This window comes from Rhodococcus sp. BE178, assembly GCF_050433545.1.
GTDB lineage: Bacteria > Actinomycetota > Actinomycetes > Mycobacteriales > Mycobacteriaceae > Prescottella.
This window is the reverse complement of record NZ_JBNPXA010000012.1, coordinates 68,889-83,344: the sequence shown is the minus strand read 5'-3', so window position 1 is coordinate 83,344 and position 14,456 is coordinate 68,889. Positions and strand designations below refer to the sequence as shown.

Genomic DNA, 14,456 nt, shown 5'->3' with positions numbered 1-14,456 from the left:
TCACTCGATACCGATCCGCAATCACCTTCGCAGACAACGACACCCGACCACCCCCGAACCGCGCGATTCCCACGTCCGCTATCCGGCGAGCGCGGGTACCGCATCGTCGACGTCGCGCTGCCCGTCGTCCGGGACCTCCTCCGCCTCGTCGGGCTGCGCGGTCGACTCGTCGGCCCCGCCGGACCCTGCCGGACCGCGCGAGCGCCACGACCGGTCGAGCTTGGCGGTGCAGCGGGCCAGGTCCGGTCCGATCGAGGTGGCGCGCATCTCGAGGTCGGAGCGCGGCTCCCCGTCCCGCGTCTTGTACTCGTTGGTGCGCAGCTCGCCGTGCGCGATGATCGGGTCGCCCTTCATGAGCGACGCCCCCACCCCCTGCACGAGCCTGCGCCAACAGCTCACAGTCAAGTACAGCGTCCCGCCGTCGGTCCATTCCCCCGTCTCGCGGTCACGCCGGCGAACGTTGCTCGCCATCCGGAAGCTCATGACCTCTTCACCGGACGTGGTCTCCCGCTTGACCGGGTCGGTGATCACGGTGCCCACCACCGTGCCGTGTGTCTCGTACATCGATTTCCCCCTCGCGAATCCGTCCTCGTCGCGTCCCCGAAACGGCGAACGCACCGCCCGATCGGGACGGTGCGTTCGACGATGCCGTGGATTCGAGCCCTGATCCGGGTCGGGGCGAATCTGTGGACGAACCGAAGTCGTGTCCACAACCCGGCGCGGGAGCGGCCTTCGCCGGCTGTTCGTGTCGTGCCGGTGTGCTACAGACCGGCCTCCCGGTCACGGCGGGCCAATTCGGCGAACATCGCGTTGTGCGCGGCCAGGTCGGCGTCGTCGTCGCGGTCGGCGGCCCGGTCGACGCGCTTGGCGGTCTTCTGATCGCTGCGCGACCACTGCACCAGCAGCGCGAGCATGACGAGCACCAGCGGGACCTCGCCGGTGGCCCACGCGATGGAACCGCCCAGCTGCTGATCCTTGAGCAGGTCGGCGTTCCAGCCGAGACCCAGCGAGCGGTAGAACGTCGCACCCATGACCTCGCCCATGCTCATCAGTGCGATGCCGAAGAACGCGTGGAACGGCAGCGATCCGAACACCATCGCCAGCTTGGTGATGGGCTGCAGCTGCCGCGGCGACGGATCGACGCCGATGACGACCCAGTAGAACAGGTACCCGCTGAGGATGAAGTGCACGTTCATCAGCAGGTGCGCGGTGTGGCTGTCGACGTTCGCACCGAAGATGCCACCGAGGTACAGCGCGTAGAAGCCGCCGACGAACAGCACCGACGCGATGATCGGCTGGGTGAGGAACCGCGAGATCGGGCTGTGCAGGAACGCGAGCAGCCACTCCCGGGGCCCCGGCACGCCGTCCTTGCCGGCCGGTCGCATCGCCCGCAGCGCGAGGGTGAACGGGCCACCGAGCACCAGCAGGACGGGCGCGAGCATCGACAGTGCCATGTGCGCGCCCATGTGGACGCTGAACATCGCGGGGGCGTACCGCCCGACACCGGACGAGGTCCCGATCAGCAGCACGGCGCAGCCGCACATCCACGCGATCGTGCGACCGACGGGCCAGCTGTCGCCGCGCTTGCGCAGCGTGCGCAGCCCGACGATGTAGAGCACCGCGAGGATGATCGCGGCGGTGCCGAAGACCAGGTCGAAGCGCCAGTCCAGGACGAATCGCGCGAAGGTCGGCGGGCCGTCGAGGTTGTAACCGATCTCCACCTCGGTGAGCGTCGGCAGAGAGGCCGGCGGCGGCGGCGGGGTGCGGCCCAGGCCGACCGCGATGCCGATCGTCGCGGCGAACACGAGTGCCTCGGCGCCCGCGAACCGGATGAGCGCGCCGCGGGATTCCGGGTCGGCGGCGAGCGCCGGCAGGGCCCGTCGTCGCTGCATCCACCCGAACACGCCGAGCAGGACCAGCGCGACGACCTTGGCGACGATGAGGCGGCCGTACGTGGTGGTGAACAGGTCGTCGATGGGCAGACGCACGAGCGCGTTGATCACACCGCTCAGTGCCATCGCGACGAAGCAGATGGTCGCCACGAACGAGAACCGGCGCGCCGCGACGTCGGTGTAGGCCCCGCGCCGACGGGCGTGCGCAAGGAGCGCGAACAGGCCGCCGGCCCAGAACGCCGCCCCGACGAGGTGCCAGATCAGGCTGTTGGTCGCGACGTCGTGCGAACCGCCGGACGACGAGTGTCCGGTGAGTGCCAGCGGCATCATCGTCGCGACGCTGAGCGCCAACAGGAAGGGCGTCCACGACCAGCGCAGCACGATCCGCGACAGCACCGCCAGCACGACGGCGAGGATCGCGGTCCACTGCCACGCGACGGCGGTCTCGACCTGCCCGATCGCGGAGAACAGGTTGGCCGGCTTCACCGCCTCCGAGAACGGCTGGCCGGACGTGTCCGACAGGGTCAGCGGCACCAGGATCGCGGAGCACAGCGCCCACACGAATGCCGCGGCCGAGGCGGTCCGGACCGCGCGGTAGCCGTCGACGTCGAGGACGCCCGACTTCTGGGGCGGCACCATGAACGCCGCGAACAGCAGCGATCCGACCGCGATGACGGCCGCGACCTCGCTGGCCGCGCGCAGCGCGGGTAGGCCGTACGTGGTGAACGGTCCCGGGTCGGGGATGCCCATCAATACCAGCGCCTGGGACGCGGACAGCGCCACGACCAGCGCGGCGACGACCCCGGCGAGGACACCGCTGACCGCGTAGATGACGCTGGATCCTGCTCGGGGGTGACTGACGGGAGCGTGGTCGGACTGCTCGCGCAGGGGTGTTGCCATACCGACAAGGGTAGGACCTACGACAATCTGTCGGACTTACCCCTCACCCGAGTCGCGGGCGCGCGCGACTCCGGCGCTCCGGGCGACGGTCGTCAACATTTCCCCGAGCGTGGCGATCGTGTGCGCCGAGAGGAAGTGGTCGCAATGTGGCAACGCCGCCGCCATCGGGCCTGCGGCCGGCTCGAATCCTGGTGCCGCCGCACGAGGATTGAGCCACACCACCCGGTGGGCCCGCCGCCGGATCCGGGCGACGGCCCGGGCCAGATCGGCAGGCTCGTCGCTGTCCCAGCCGTCCGACGCGACGATCACGACGGCACCGCGCAGCGCACTTCCGTGTGGCGAGGACAACAGTGCCGCGAGGCTGCCGGCGATGTGTGTTCCCCCGAACCTGTCGACGACGCGCTCGCTGGCACGCGCGACGGCCACGTCCGCGCTGCGGTGCGCGAGGACGGGCGTCAGCCGGGTCAGGTGGGTGGAGAACGCGAACACCTCCGCGTTGCCCCGCACCACCGCGGCCCGCATCAGGTGCACGTACACGTCGGCGTAGCCGTGCATCGATCGGCTCACGTCGCACAGCAGGACGATCCGCCTGGGTCGCTCGCGCGGTCGGCACCGGACCAGGCGGACGGGCTCGAAGCCGGTGCCGCGGGCCCGGCGGATCGTGGCGCGCAGATCGACCCGGCCGTGCCGGTGCGGTTCGCGGCGGCGGCTCGGCCGGCGGGGCCAGTTCGGCGCGGTCTGTTCGAGCCAACGCCCCAGCAGTCGCAGATCGTCGTCGCGCAGCTGTCCGAACGGTTCGTCGGCGATCGCCTCGAGCGGGCTCGGCAGCCGCAGCGTCACCGCCGTCGCCCCGTCGTCCGCGCTCCGATCCGGCACCGGGGCGGCGGCGTCGTCGAGGGTCGCCCACGGCGGCGCGGCACGCCGTCGGGGCCCGGCCGACGCTCCCCCGTCGCCGGACCTTCTGTCGGCGCGCGTCCGGCTCGTGTTCGAGACCGACGCCCGCGCGGCCGGGTCGAGCGCGAGTACCGCGTCGTCGAACACCGCCGCGAACACCGCGTCGAACCGCTCGATGTCGCTGTGCCGGCCGACCAGGCTGACCCGTGCGGTCCAGTACAGCCGGCGCCGGTCGGTGGGCGGCAGCACCCGCAGCGCCTCGGTGAACCGGGCGGCGCCGCTCGCCGAGACGTCGACGCCGGCGCGGCGGGCGCGGGTGACGAGCGCGACGGCGAACGCGGCCAGATCGATGCCGCGCAGCAGTGCCGCCGACCCGGTCACGTCCGTCGTGATCGCAGGATCGTGAAGACCACGACGGCTGCGACGACCGCGACGATCCACGGCAGCGCGCGCCGGGCCGTCGACCCGCCGGCCAGCTCGATCAGGTCGATGGGCTGCACCTCCGGTGGCGCTGCCGAACCGACCGGCATCGGTATCGGCACGACGTCGTTCGGGGCGGCCGGCTCCGCGCTGTCGGATGCGAGCTTGTCCTCGAGCGACGCCGCGAACTGCCCCATCAGCTTCTCCGACACCTGCGCGATCATGCCGCTGCCGAACTGGGCCAGCTTGCCGACGATCTTCATGTCGGTGTCGACGGTGACGCGGGTGGCGCCGCCGTCCTCGTGGAGGCGGGCCGTGATCGTCGCCGCCGCGTTGCCGCTGCCGCGCTTCTCCCTGCCGCGCGCATCGATCACCGCGGTGTGCGACTGCTCGTCCTTCGAGGCGAACGACGCCCGCCCGGCGAACTCGCTCGTCACCGGACCGACCTTGATCTTCACGGTGCCCAGGTAGTCGTCGCCCTCCCGTCCGGTCATCGTCGCGCCGGGCAGCAGCGGCGCGATGCCCTCGAGATCGGTGAGGACCTCCCACGCCCGGTCGATCGGTGCATCGACGGTGAACTCGTCTGCGATCTTCATGCTGGTCCTCTCGGTCCTGTCGGTCCTGTCGGTGCTGTCGGTGCTGTCACTGGGTTGTCCGGCCGGCCACGTACTCGCCGACCGCCTCGGCCAGCGCGACGCGGTCGTCGGGGGTCTTCGCGATCGCCCCGAGACTCGCGAGGGCGGCGGTCGGCGCCAGGTCGGCCGCCCCGAGCGCCGCGAGCGCGGACACCCAGTCGATGGCCTCCGCGATCCCGGGCGCCTTGTCGAGGTCGAGGGACCGGGCCGACGCCACGAAATCGGTGACGTCGGCGATCAGAGCGGTGTCGGCGCCCGGCACGGTGCGGCGCAGGATCGCGGCGGCCCGCGCGGGCGCCGGGTAGTCGATCCAGTGATAGAGACAGCGGCGGCGCAGCGCGTCGTGCAGGTCTCGACTGCGGTTGGACGTCAGGACCACGGTGGGCGACTGCTCGGCGACGAACGTACCCAGTTCGGGGACGGTGACCGAGGATTCGCCGAGAAACTCGAGCAGCAGCGCCTCGAATTCGTCGTCGGCACGGTCGATCTCGTCGATCAGCAGGACCGGCGGGAGCGGACCGCGGTGTCGGACGCACCGCAGGATCGGACGCTCCTGCAGGAACTGCTCGGTGAACAGGTCCGCCTCCTGCAGCCGCTCCCCGTGCGCCTCCGACAGCCGCACCGCGAGCAACTGACGCTGGTAGTTCCAGTCGTACAGGGCCTCGTCGGCACCGAGACCCTCGTAGCACTGGAGCCGCACCAGCGGGGTGCCCAGCGCGGCGGCGAGCGCCTTGGCCGCCGTCGTCTTACCGACCCCCGGCTCGCCCTCGAGCAGCAGCGGTCGACCCAGGCGCAGCGCGAGGTACAGCGCCGTCGCGGTGCCCTCGTCGAGCAGGTAGTCCTGCGCGTCGAACCGCCGCGTCAGATCCTCGATGTCCGCGAATCCGGGGGCGGCTGCAGCGATCACGACGCGTCCCGGTCCTGGTCGAGCAGTGCGCGGTAGCCGTCCCACGTGTCAACGTCGAGGGGGATCCTGCCCTCGGCCGGGATCTCGAACGTGTCGGCAGCTTCCCGGTCGAAGAGCTTCCACACAGCCTTGTCGCCGTACAGCTCGGCGATGTCACCGAACACGCTGCGCCCCAACCACAGTGGATGACCCGGGCCATCGGAGTAGCGGCACATGCCGAGGTTCTCGAGCCGCCCCTGCGCCACCAGCGCGCACACGGTCGCCGGCGTGACACCGGGCTGATCGCCGAGCATCAGCACGATCCCGGACGCCAGCGGCTCGACCTCCGTCAGGGCCGCCTTCACCGATGCCGAGCATCCACTGCCCGAGTCGGGGCAGTGCACGATCGTGCAGCCGCGCAGGTCGACGAGGTCCTCGATCGCGTCCGCCGAGCCGGGCACGGTCACCAGCAACTGCTGGAACCGGCACGCGCGCGCGACGGCGAGAGTGGCGTCGAGCAGCGTCGCGCCGCGGTACGGCAGCAGTTGCTTCGGCCGCCCCAGACGCCGCGACCCGCCGGCCGCCAGGACGAGTCCGGTCACGAACATCGCGCACGCTCCTTCTCATAGGTGCGGCGGCAGCCGGGCGCACAGAACCAGTAGTCCTCGCCGTCGATCTGCAGGTGCGGCGTGTCGTCGACGACGGTGACGGTCATGCCGCACACCGGGTCGATCACGGTCAACGCGGCCCCGATCTCCCCCGCGACCGTCTCCTCTGCCTCGTAACGACTTCCGATGGGAAGCTGCTCGACGCGGATCGCCCGCACCAGCTCGGCGAGAATCGACAGTGCGATCTCGCCGGCAGTGCGGGCACCGATCGGCAGCCCCGCGGGCGTGTGCACGACGGCACGTTGCTCGGGATCCAGGTCCAGTTCGGCGACGACCGCGGCGCCCCGCACCCGGCCGGCAACGAGCCCGATGTACCCGGCACCGGCGTCGAGCGCCTCCCGGATCGCCGTCGGCTCGTCCCCGCCGAGGCTCGCCACGATCACTGCGGTCTCGTCCTCGACGGGCTCGGCGCCGCGTCGGACGTCCAGGTCGAGGCGGCCGGCCAGGTCCGCGACGGCGTCGGCCACCGGTGTCGCGCCGACCACCCGCACGATCGGGGCGGGCAGGCACGGCTCGAGGAAGATCTCCATCGCGCCACCGGACAGGCACGGATTGACGACGACACTCGCGCCGGGCGCCTCCGGGTAGTCGACCCCGCCGTCGGGCAGGATCCGCAGCAGCAGGCACTCGCCCGATTCGAGGACGTCGGCCGCCGCACCGCGCACCGAGTTCTGGGCGCAGTGCCCGCCGACGAAGCCCTCGATCGTGCCGTCCCCCAACACGATCGCACGGTCACCCGGCGACGCCGACGTCGGCTGCTGCGCGCGGACCACCGTCGCGCGCACGAACGGACGCCGCTCGCCCGTCAGCTGCGCGGCGCGCGCACTCAGGTCCATCGCACTCTCCTGTCAGATCGGCGGGGTCGCTCGACCCTGCATCGCCTCCCACACCCGCGACGGTGTCAGCGGCATGTCGGCGTGCCGCACCCCGAACGGCTTCAACGCGTCGACGACGGCATTGACGACGGCCGGCGGCGACCCCACGGTCGCGCTCTCCCCGATCCCCTTGGCCCCGATCGGGTGGTGCGGCGACGGGGTGACGGTGAAGCCGGTCTCGAGGTGCGGCACCTCCAGCGCGGTGGGGATGAGGTAGTCCATCAGCGAGCCGCCCAGGCAGTTGCCGTCCTCGTCGAACGCGATGATCTCCATCAGTGCCATGCCGATCCCGTCGGTGATGCCGCCGTGCACCTGCCCCTCGATGATCATCGGGTTGATGCGGGTGCCGCAGTCGTCGACCGCGAGGAAGCGGCGCACCTTCACCACGCCGGTGCCCGGATCGATGTCGACCACGCAGAAGTACGCGCCGTACGGGTAGGTGAGATTCTCCGGGTTGTAACAGATCTGGGCCTCGAGACCGCCCTCGACGCCGTCCGGCAGATCCCCCGCGCCGTACGAGCGCATCGCGATGTCCTGGATCGTCACGGCCGCCGAGGGATCGCCCTTGACGTGGAAGTTGCCCTTCTCCCATTCGAGGTCCGAGACGGACACCTCGAGCATGCCCGACGCGATGATCCGCGCCTTGTCGCGCACCTTGCGCGACACCAGCGCGGCCGCGGCGCCGGACACCGGGGTGGACCGACTGCCGTACGTGCCGAGCCCGAACGGGGTGTTGTCGGTGTCGCCGTGCACCACGTCGACGTCCTCGGGCGGGATGCCGAGCTCCTCGGCGACGATCTGCGCGAACGTGGTTTCGTGCCCCTGCCCCTGGGTCTGCACCGAGATCCGGACCACGGCCTTCCCCGTCGGGTGGACGGTGAGCTCGCAGCCGTCGGCCATGCCCAGTCCGAGGATGTCCATGTCCTTGCGCGGGCCCGCACCGACGGCCTCGGTGAAGAATGACATCCCGATGCCCATCAGCTCACCGCGCTCACGCCGCTCCGCCTGCTCTCGGCGCAGGGCGTCGTAGCCGATCATGTCCATGGCCTTGCGCATCGTGGTCGCGTAGTCGCCGGAGTCGTACTGCCACCCGGTCTTCGACGTGTACGGAAACTGCTCCGGCCGCAGCAGATTCCGCAGCCGCAGCTCCGCCGGATCCATGTCGAGGTCGTATGCGAGGCAGTCGACCAGGCGCTCCACCAGGTACACCGCCTCGGTGATCCGGAACGAGCACGCGTAGGCCACCCCGCCCGGCGCCTTGTTGGTGTAGACCGCCGTCATCGTGCAGTACGCGGCCTCGAGGTCGTAGCTGCCGGTGAACACCCCGAAGAAGCCGGCCGGGTACTTCACCGGCGCCGCGGTGCCGTTGAACGCGCCGTGGTCGGCGAGGACGTCGGTGCGGATCGCGAGGATCTTGCCCTCGCTCGTCGCGGCGATCTCCCCGACCATGATGTAGTCGCGGGCGAAGCCGGTGCTGGTGAGGTTCTCGCTGCGGTCCTCCATCCACTTGACGGGCTTGCCGGTGAGCAGCGACCCGACGATCGCGCACACGTATCCCGGATAGATCGGAACCTTGTTGCCGAACCCGCCGCCGATGTCGGGGGAGATGACGCGGATCTTGTGTTCGGGCAGCCCCGCCACCAGCGCGTACAGCGTGCGGTGCGCGTGCGGCGCCTGGCTCGTGGACCACAGCGTCAGCTTGCCGTCCACCGCGTCGTAGTCGGCGACGGCGCCGCACGTCTCCATCGGGGCCGGATGGACCCGCGGGTAGACGATCTCCTGGCGCACCACGACGTCTGCCTTCGCGAACGCCGCCTCGGTGGCGTCCGCGTCCCCTGTTTCCCAATCGAAACAGTGGTTGTCGGTCTTGCCGTCGAGGTCGGTGCGGATCACCGGAGCGTCGGGCTCGAGGGCGCGCCGCGCGTCGATCACCGGATCGAGAATCTCGTACTCGACGTCGATCAACTCCAGCGCGTCGCGGGCGGAGTAGCGGTCCTCGGCGACGACGAACGCCACCTCCTGGCCCTGGAACCGGACCTTGTCGGTGGCGAGGACGGCCTGCACGTCGTTCGACAGCGTCGGCATCCACGCCAGGCTCTTCTCGGCGAGGTCCGCACCGGTCACCACCGCCGCCACCTTCGGGTGCGCCTGCGCCGCGGTCGTGTCGATGCGCACGACGCGGGCGTGCGCGACCGGCGAGCGAAGGATCGCCAGATGCAGCATGCCGGGCAGTTGGACGTCGTCGACGTAGTGGCCCCGGCCCCGGATGAACCGCGGATCCTCCTTGCGGAGCATCCGGCCGTGCCCGCACGGCTTCTCGTCGTTCGCGACGCGGTCCGGGTCCAACTCGGCCGGTTCGTCCAGCGTGGTCACGACGCGCCTCCCGTCGTCACGGTGTCGGTCGTCGTCCCGCCGTGCTCGGCCGCCCACCGGACCGACCGGACGATGGTCGTGTAGCCGGTGCAGCGGCAGATCTGGCCGGAGATGGCCTCGCGGATGGTCGCCTCGTCGGGGTCCGGATCGCGGTCGAGCAGGGCGCGGGCGGTGATCATCATGCCGGGGGTGCAGAATCCGCACTGCAGTCCGTGGCACTGCATGAACCCCTCCTGCACGGGATCGAGCACCCCGTCGTTCGCGAGACCCTCGACGGTGCGGACGTCCCGGCCGCCGGCCATCACGGCGAGCATCGTGCACGACTTCACCGGCTCGCCGTCGACCGAGACCACGCACGTGCCGCAGTTGCTGGTGTCGCAGCCCCAGTGGGTTCCGGTGAGCCCCAGGCGGTCCCGTAGGAAATGGACCAGGAGCATCCGCGGCTCGATGTCCTCGGCGACCTCGGTGCCGTTGACCGTCATCGTCACCTGCATTTCACGACTCCGTTCCGTCGAGTGTGCCCGCGGCGCGTTGAGCGGCCGTGCGCAGCGCGCGGACGGTCAGTTCCCCGGCGAGGTGGCGCTTGTAGGCGGCGGTCCCGCGCGGGTCGGTCACCGGATCGCACGCCTGCCCGGCGAGGACTCCGGCCTCGATGAACACGTCCTCGGACCGTGCCAGTCCGCCGAGGTACTCCCCGATCGCGGCGACGCGGTCGGCATCGGGTTGCACCGCGGTGAGCCCCACCCGGGCGCCGCCGATCCGGTCGCCGTCCAGCCACATCGACGCGCCCGCGGCAGCGATGGCCCAGTCCCCCACCCGCCGTTCCACTTTCGCGTAGGCGCTCCCGCCGGCATGCTCCCGCGGGATGCGCACCTCGACGAGGATCTCGTTGCCGCGCACCGCGGTCTCGTAGGGTCCGACGAGGAAGTCGGCCATCGGCACCTCACGCACGCCCGTCGGCCCGCGGATCACGCACACGGCCCCGACCACCGAGCACACCGTCGTCAGGTCCTCGGCGGGGTCGGCCTGACACAGCGACCCGCCGATCGTGCCGCGGTTGCGGACGACCGGGTCGGCGATCACCCGTTCGGCGTCCCGGAAGATCGGGAACAACGCGGCAAGGTCGTCGGACTCGAGGATCTGCCGGTGGCGCACCATCGCACCGATCCGCACGGCGCCGGGTTCGACGGTGATGTCCCCCAGTTCGGCGACCAGATCGTTGATGTCGATCAGATACTCGGGGTTGGCGAGGCGCAGCTTCATCATCGGCAGCAGGCTGTGCCCGCCGGCCACGACACGCGCCTCGTCGCCGAGTCGGTCGAGCAGCGCGATCGCGTGCTCGACGTCAGTCGCTCGTTCGTATTCGAACAGTCCCGGAACCTGCATGTGATACCCCTCACACCGCCGGATGTCCTTCCAGCCTGTGCCCGGCCGGGGTCGCCGTCAAGCACGATTCAGCGATCACTTGATCACGCCGGCACCGGCCCTGTCGTGATCATCCGGATTGCTCGTGGTGGATTCGTCCGTGCAGGTCACGCAGTGGAAGCCCGCCTCCGCCCCACCGGCGGGCGATGATCTCGGCCGCGATCGACACCGCCGTCTCCTCCGGCGTCCGGGCCCCGAGATCCAGACCGATCGGGCTCGACAGCCGGGCCAGTTCCTCGTCGGCCAGCCCCGCCTCACGCAGGCGCGCGACCCGGTCGAGATGCGTGCGCTCGGACCCCATCGCCCCCACGTACCCCACCTCCGGCAGCCGCAGCGCCACCTCGAGCAGCGGGACGTCGAACTTGGGATCGTGCGTGAGGACGCAGACCACGGTGCGGCCGTCGATCCGGCCCGCCGCGGCCTCGGCGGCCAGGTAGCGGTGCGGCCAGTCGACCACCACCTCGTCGGCCGTCGGGAATCGACTCGCGGTCGCGAACACCTCGCGGGCGTCGCACACCGTGACGCGGTACCCGAGGAACGCACCCTGCCGAGCCACCGCGGCAGCGAAGTCGATCGCCCCGAAAACCAGCATCCGCGGCGGTGGGGCGTAGCTCGCGACGAACACGCGCATCCCCTCGCCGCGGCGCTGGCCGTCCGGCCCGTACTCGAGCACCGCCGTCCGCCCCGCCGCGAGCAGGCCGCGTCCGTCGTCGGCGACGGCCTCGTCGGCGCGCGGGGAGCCGACCGAACCGGTGACGGTGTCAGGGCGGATGACGAGGTGCCGGCCGACACGCGCCCGGTCCTCGTGGTCGACCACCGTGGCGACGGCCACGGGCCGACGGGCCTCGATGTCGGCGGCGATCTCCGCGAGATCCGGGAACGTGCGCGGTGAGACGGGCTCGACGAACACGTCGAGGATGCCACCGCACGTGAGCCCGACCGCGAACGCGTCGTCGTCGCTCACGCCGTAGCGCTCGAGCACCGGCTCGCCGGTAGCGACCACCTCCGACGCCAGCTCGTACACGGCGCCCTCGACGCACCCACCGGACACGGATCCGGCGACGACACCGTCGGACGCGACCACCATCGCGGCGCCCGGGGCACGCGGCGCGGACCGGAACGTGGCGACGACGGTGGCCAATCCGGCGGTGTCCCCGGCCCGCCAGATTTCGAGCAGATCGGACAACACGTCACGCATCGAGTCGGCCTCCAGCCCCGGCCGTCGACGCAGGTCCGACGGGCCGAATCGCGGATGTCGATCTTTGCCGGGACGTACCCTCGAATCCGTGACACCCGCCCAACTGCGAGCCTATTCCGCGGTGGTGCGGCTCGGATCGGTTCGAGCGGCCGCCCGCGAATTGGGCATGACGGATTCGGGCGTGTCCATGCATATCGCCCAACTCCGCAAGGAACTCGACGATCCGCTGTACTGCCGCCGACCGTCCGGTCTCGCGTTCACCCCCGGCGGGCTGCGCCTCGCGAGCCGGGCCGTGGAGATCCTGGGGCTCCAGCAGCAGACGGCGCTCGAGGTGAGCCAGGCCGGGCAGGGACGACGCCTCCTGCGGCTCGCGGCGTCACCGCTGTTCGCCGAGCACGCCGCCCCCGGGTTGATCGACATGTTCGCCGGGCGGGCGAAGGACCTGGCGGTGGAGCTGAGCGTCCACCCGGTCCGCCAGTTCGCGAGCCTGATCTCGTCGCGCGCGGTCGACGTCGCTCTCGGACCCCGCATCGTCGGCAGCGGCGAACCGCTGTGCGTGCACCCCTTCCTGCACTACGAGGTACTCACCGTCTGCGCACCCGATCACCCACTCGCCCACACACACCCGTCGCGGTCCCGACTGCGCGAGCAACAGTGGTTCCTCGGCCCGTCCGCGGCCGGAGGCGACGGCGCGATGCGGCACCTGCTGCGCGCCCTCGACATTCCCCGGGACCGGCAGCGGATCTTCCAGAGCGACGCCGCCGCCGCCGAGGCCGTCCGGCGCTCGTCCGCGCTCACGCTGGCCCTGGGCTTCACCGTCGGCGACGAACTGTCCGACGGGTCGCTCGCCCGGGTCGACGGCCCCGACCTGCGCGCCACCGGCGAATGGTGCGCCACCACACTGCACCACCAGCATCTACAGCCCGCGGCATCCGAACTGCTGCGCTTCGTCAGCACACCCAGATGCATCCAGGCCATGATCCGTGGCACCGGCGTCGAGGTGACGCACTTCAAGCCGAAGGTGCACGTGACGCTCTGGAGCTGACCCGGATGCACGGATCATCCCCATTCAGCGGGTATGCTTTTCCGCGCGCCTCCGTAGCTCAGTTGGATAGAGCAAGAGCCTTCTAATCTCTAGGTCGCAGGTTCGATTCCTGCCGGGGGCACCACAACCGCAGGTCGAATCGTTCACCCGACCGGTGAGCCGGTGAGCGGCGAGATCACCATGCACGGCACCGGACGCGGGTGCTCCGGATCGAGCGCATTGAGCACGTGCGCGGCCGCGATCGGCGACGCCCCGAGCGCGGCGTGCTCGGAGTAGTCCTGCGGGCACTGGTCCTGCACCACGATGTTGGTCGTGTCGGGTCCGGGCACCAGTCCGCTGGTGTACGGCACCACCAGTTCGTCGTAGCGGGTGGCGATGTTCGTGTAGGTGACGCCCGGTGCGTAGGGGCTTCCACCTTCGTTGATCTTGTCGACGAAATCGGCGCCCGGTGCCATGTCGAGACACGAGGCGCAGAGTTGGCCGAACGTCTGTTCCTGCAACGGCATCAGCCCGTTCTGCTTGGCGAAGGCGGTGATCTCACCGGCCCAGAAGGCGCCGGCCCCGCCCCACAGTGGCGCCAACGAGACGTACTTGTCCACCTTCGCGGCGCCGCCGAGGAACTTCACGTAGTAGTTCGGCATCAGGGTGCCCTGCGAGTGCCCCACGATGTCGACTTCGGTTGCACCGGTGGCCGCGAGAACCTCGTCCACGAAGTCGGAGAGTTGCCCGGCGCTCTGGTCCAGAGGTGTCAGCGCGCCGAAGGCACTCGCCGGCCACGTCGCACCCGGTCGCGTGCCGTAGGTGGGAGCGAAGACGCAATAGCCCTCGTTCTTCAGCAGCGGAACATAAGTGGCCCAGTTGGTTTGCCGGTTGGCGCCGGTGCCGTGAACCAGGACTACCGGCTCGGGGTGTTCCGGAGTCGGCCTGCAGGTCCAGTCGTTCGATCCGGGAATCGACCCGCCGGGATTGGCGGCCTCCAGCCCGATCCCGTCGTAGAAGTTGTGCGGGACCGGCATCGGGTCGGCCGCAGCCGTCGGCTGTAGTGCCGCCGGACCGAATCCGGCTATCGCCGCAAGCGCGAGCACGGCAATGAACGACGTGCGCATCTGGTTCCCCCTGAGTCGTCGCTCTGACGTCCCCGACCGGTCGAAACCTAACACCCGGAGGGCAATCCGGACCCAGAATTCCCCGCTGTGCGCACTTATCGTTCCACGGCCCCGCCCTCGAACACCGATACGTGCGCAA

General features: G+C 70.7%; 13 protein-coding genes and 1 tRNA gene. 2 read left to right on the top strand and 12 right to left on the bottom strand.

Features of this window, described 5'->3' with window-relative positions:
• Positions 1–78: 78 nt before the first annotated feature.
• The 11 genes from ssb to J2X34_RS19925 form a co-directional block, all read right to left on the bottom strand.
• Complete coding sequence (ssb, locus tag J2X34_RS19975) at positions 79–564, bottom strand: single-stranded DNA-binding protein (protein WP_114724114.1); 486 nt, start codon at positions 562–564, stop codon at positions 79–81.
• 197 nt (positions 565–761) lie between these two features.
• Positions 762–2,792 (bottom strand): cytochrome c oxidase assembly protein, encoded by a 2,031-nt coding sequence (locus tag J2X34_RS19970; RefSeq protein WP_114724104.1) that lies wholly within the window; start codon positions 2,790–2,792, stop codon positions 762–764.
• Positions 2,793–2,828: 36 nt separating this feature from the next.
• On the bottom strand, positions 2,829–4,067 hold the full coding sequence (locus J2X34_RS19965; RefSeq protein WP_429519342.1) for a vWA domain-containing protein: 1,239 nt from the start codon (positions 4,065–4,067) through the stop codon (positions 2,829–2,831).
• Positions 4,064–4,702, bottom strand: coding sequence for an SRPBCC family protein (locus J2X34_RS19960; RefSeq protein WP_114724102.1), 639 nt, complete (start codon positions 4,700–4,702; stop codon positions 4,064–4,066). Before J2X34_RS19960 ends, J2X34_RS19965 begins: the two co-directional genes overlap by 4 nt.
• A gap of 46 nt (positions 4,703–4,748) precedes the next feature.
• Positions 4,749–5,648: an AAA family ATPase gene (locus J2X34_RS19955; RefSeq protein WP_429519339.1), complete on the bottom strand. Its 900-nt coding sequence runs from the start codon at positions 5,646–5,648 to the stop codon at positions 4,749–4,751.
• Positions 5,645–6,235, bottom strand: a complete 591-nt coding sequence (locus J2X34_RS19950; RefSeq protein ID WP_114724101.1) for a nucleotidyltransferase family protein — start codon at positions 6,233–6,235, stop codon at positions 5,645–5,647. The genes J2X34_RS19955 and J2X34_RS19950 overlap by 4 nt, the downstream gene beginning before the upstream one ends.
• A complete protein-coding gene (locus J2X34_RS19945; RefSeq protein ID WP_114724100.1) occupies positions 6,226–7,131 on the bottom strand; it encodes an XdhC family protein in 906 nt (301 codons plus the stop codon). Before J2X34_RS19945 ends, J2X34_RS19950 begins: the two co-directional genes overlap by 10 nt.
• Positions 7,132–7,143: 12 nt before the next feature.
• The gene (locus J2X34_RS19940; RefSeq protein ID WP_114724099.1) at positions 7,144–9,543 is read right to left on the bottom strand and encodes an aerobic carbon-monoxide dehydrogenase large subunit; all 2,400 of its coding nucleotides are present in this window, start codon (positions 9,541–9,543) and stop codon (positions 7,144–7,146) included.
• Positions 9,540–10,037, bottom strand: coding sequence for a (2Fe-2S)-binding protein (locus tag J2X34_RS19935; RefSeq protein ID WP_114724098.1), 498 nt, complete (start codon positions 10,035–10,037; stop codon positions 9,540–9,542). Before J2X34_RS19935 ends, J2X34_RS19940 begins: the two co-directional genes overlap by 4 nt.
• A gap of 1 nt (position 10,038) precedes the next feature.
• Positions 10,039–10,929, bottom strand: coding sequence for an FAD binding domain-containing protein (locus J2X34_RS19930; RefSeq protein WP_429519336.1), 891 nt, complete (start codon positions 10,927–10,929; stop codon positions 10,039–10,041).
• 109 nt (positions 10,930–11,038) lie between these two features.
• Complete coding sequence (locus J2X34_RS19925) at positions 11,039–12,166, bottom strand: XdhC family protein (protein WP_114724096.1); 1,128 nt, start codon at positions 12,164–12,166, stop codon at positions 11,039–11,041.
• A gap of 88 nt (positions 12,167–12,254) precedes the next feature.
• Between J2X34_RS19925 and J2X34_RS19920 the strand changes: the two genes are divergently transcribed.
• Positions 12,255–13,211 (top strand): LysR family transcriptional regulator, encoded by a 957-nt coding sequence (locus J2X34_RS19920; RefSeq protein ID WP_429519334.1) that lies wholly within the window; start codon positions 12,255–12,257, stop codon positions 13,209–13,211.
• A 47-nt stretch (positions 13,212–13,258) separates the two neighbouring features.
• Positions 13,259–13,335: transfer RNA gene (locus J2X34_RS19915), tRNA-Arg, on the top strand.
• Positions 13,336–13,354: 19 nt separating this feature from the next.
• Here J2X34_RS19915 and J2X34_RS19910 read toward each other — a convergent pair.
• The gene (locus tag J2X34_RS19910; RefSeq protein ID WP_174911512.1) at positions 13,355–14,317 is read right to left on the bottom strand and encodes an esterase/lipase family protein; all 963 of its coding nucleotides are present in this window, start codon (positions 14,315–14,317) and stop codon (positions 13,355–13,357) included.
• Between the last annotated feature and the right edge of the window lie 139 nt (positions 14,318–14,456).

Excerpts from the sequence above, each read along its gene's own strand:
- ssb (WP_114724114.1), bottom strand. The coding sequence starts at position 564 with ATGTACGAGACACACGGCACGGTGGTGGGCACCGTGATCACCGACCCG.
- J2X34_RS19970 (WP_114724104.1), bottom strand. The coding sequence starts at position 2,792 with ATGGCAACACCCCTGCGCGAGCAGTCCGACCACGCTCCCGTCAGTCAC.
- J2X34_RS19960 (WP_114724102.1), bottom strand. The coding sequence starts at position 4,702 with ATGAAGATCGCAGACGAGTTCACCGTCGATGCACCGATCGACCGGGCG.
- J2X34_RS19950 (WP_114724101.1), bottom strand. The coding sequence starts at position 6,235 with ATGTTCGTGACCGGACTCGTCCTGGCGGCCGGCGGGTCGCGGCGTCTG.
- J2X34_RS19945 (WP_114724100.1), bottom strand. The coding sequence starts at position 7,131 with ATGGACCTGAGTGCGCGCGCCGCGCAGCTGACGGGCGAGCGGCGTCCG.
- J2X34_RS19935 (WP_114724098.1), bottom strand. The coding sequence starts at position 10,037 with ATGCAGGTGACGATGACGGTCAACGGCACCGAGGTCGCCGAGGACATC.
- J2X34_RS19930 (WP_429519336.1), bottom strand. The coding sequence starts at position 10,929 with ATGCAGGTTCCGGGACTGTTCGAATACGAACGAGCGACTGACGTCGAG.
- J2X34_RS19925 (WP_114724096.1), bottom strand. The coding sequence starts at position 12,166 with ATGCGTGACGTGTTGTCCGATCTGCTCGAAATCTGGCGGGCCGGGGAC.
- J2X34_RS19910 (WP_174911512.1), bottom strand. The coding sequence starts at position 14,317 with ATGCGCACGTCGTTCATTGCCGTGCTCGCGCTTGCGGCGATAGCCGGA.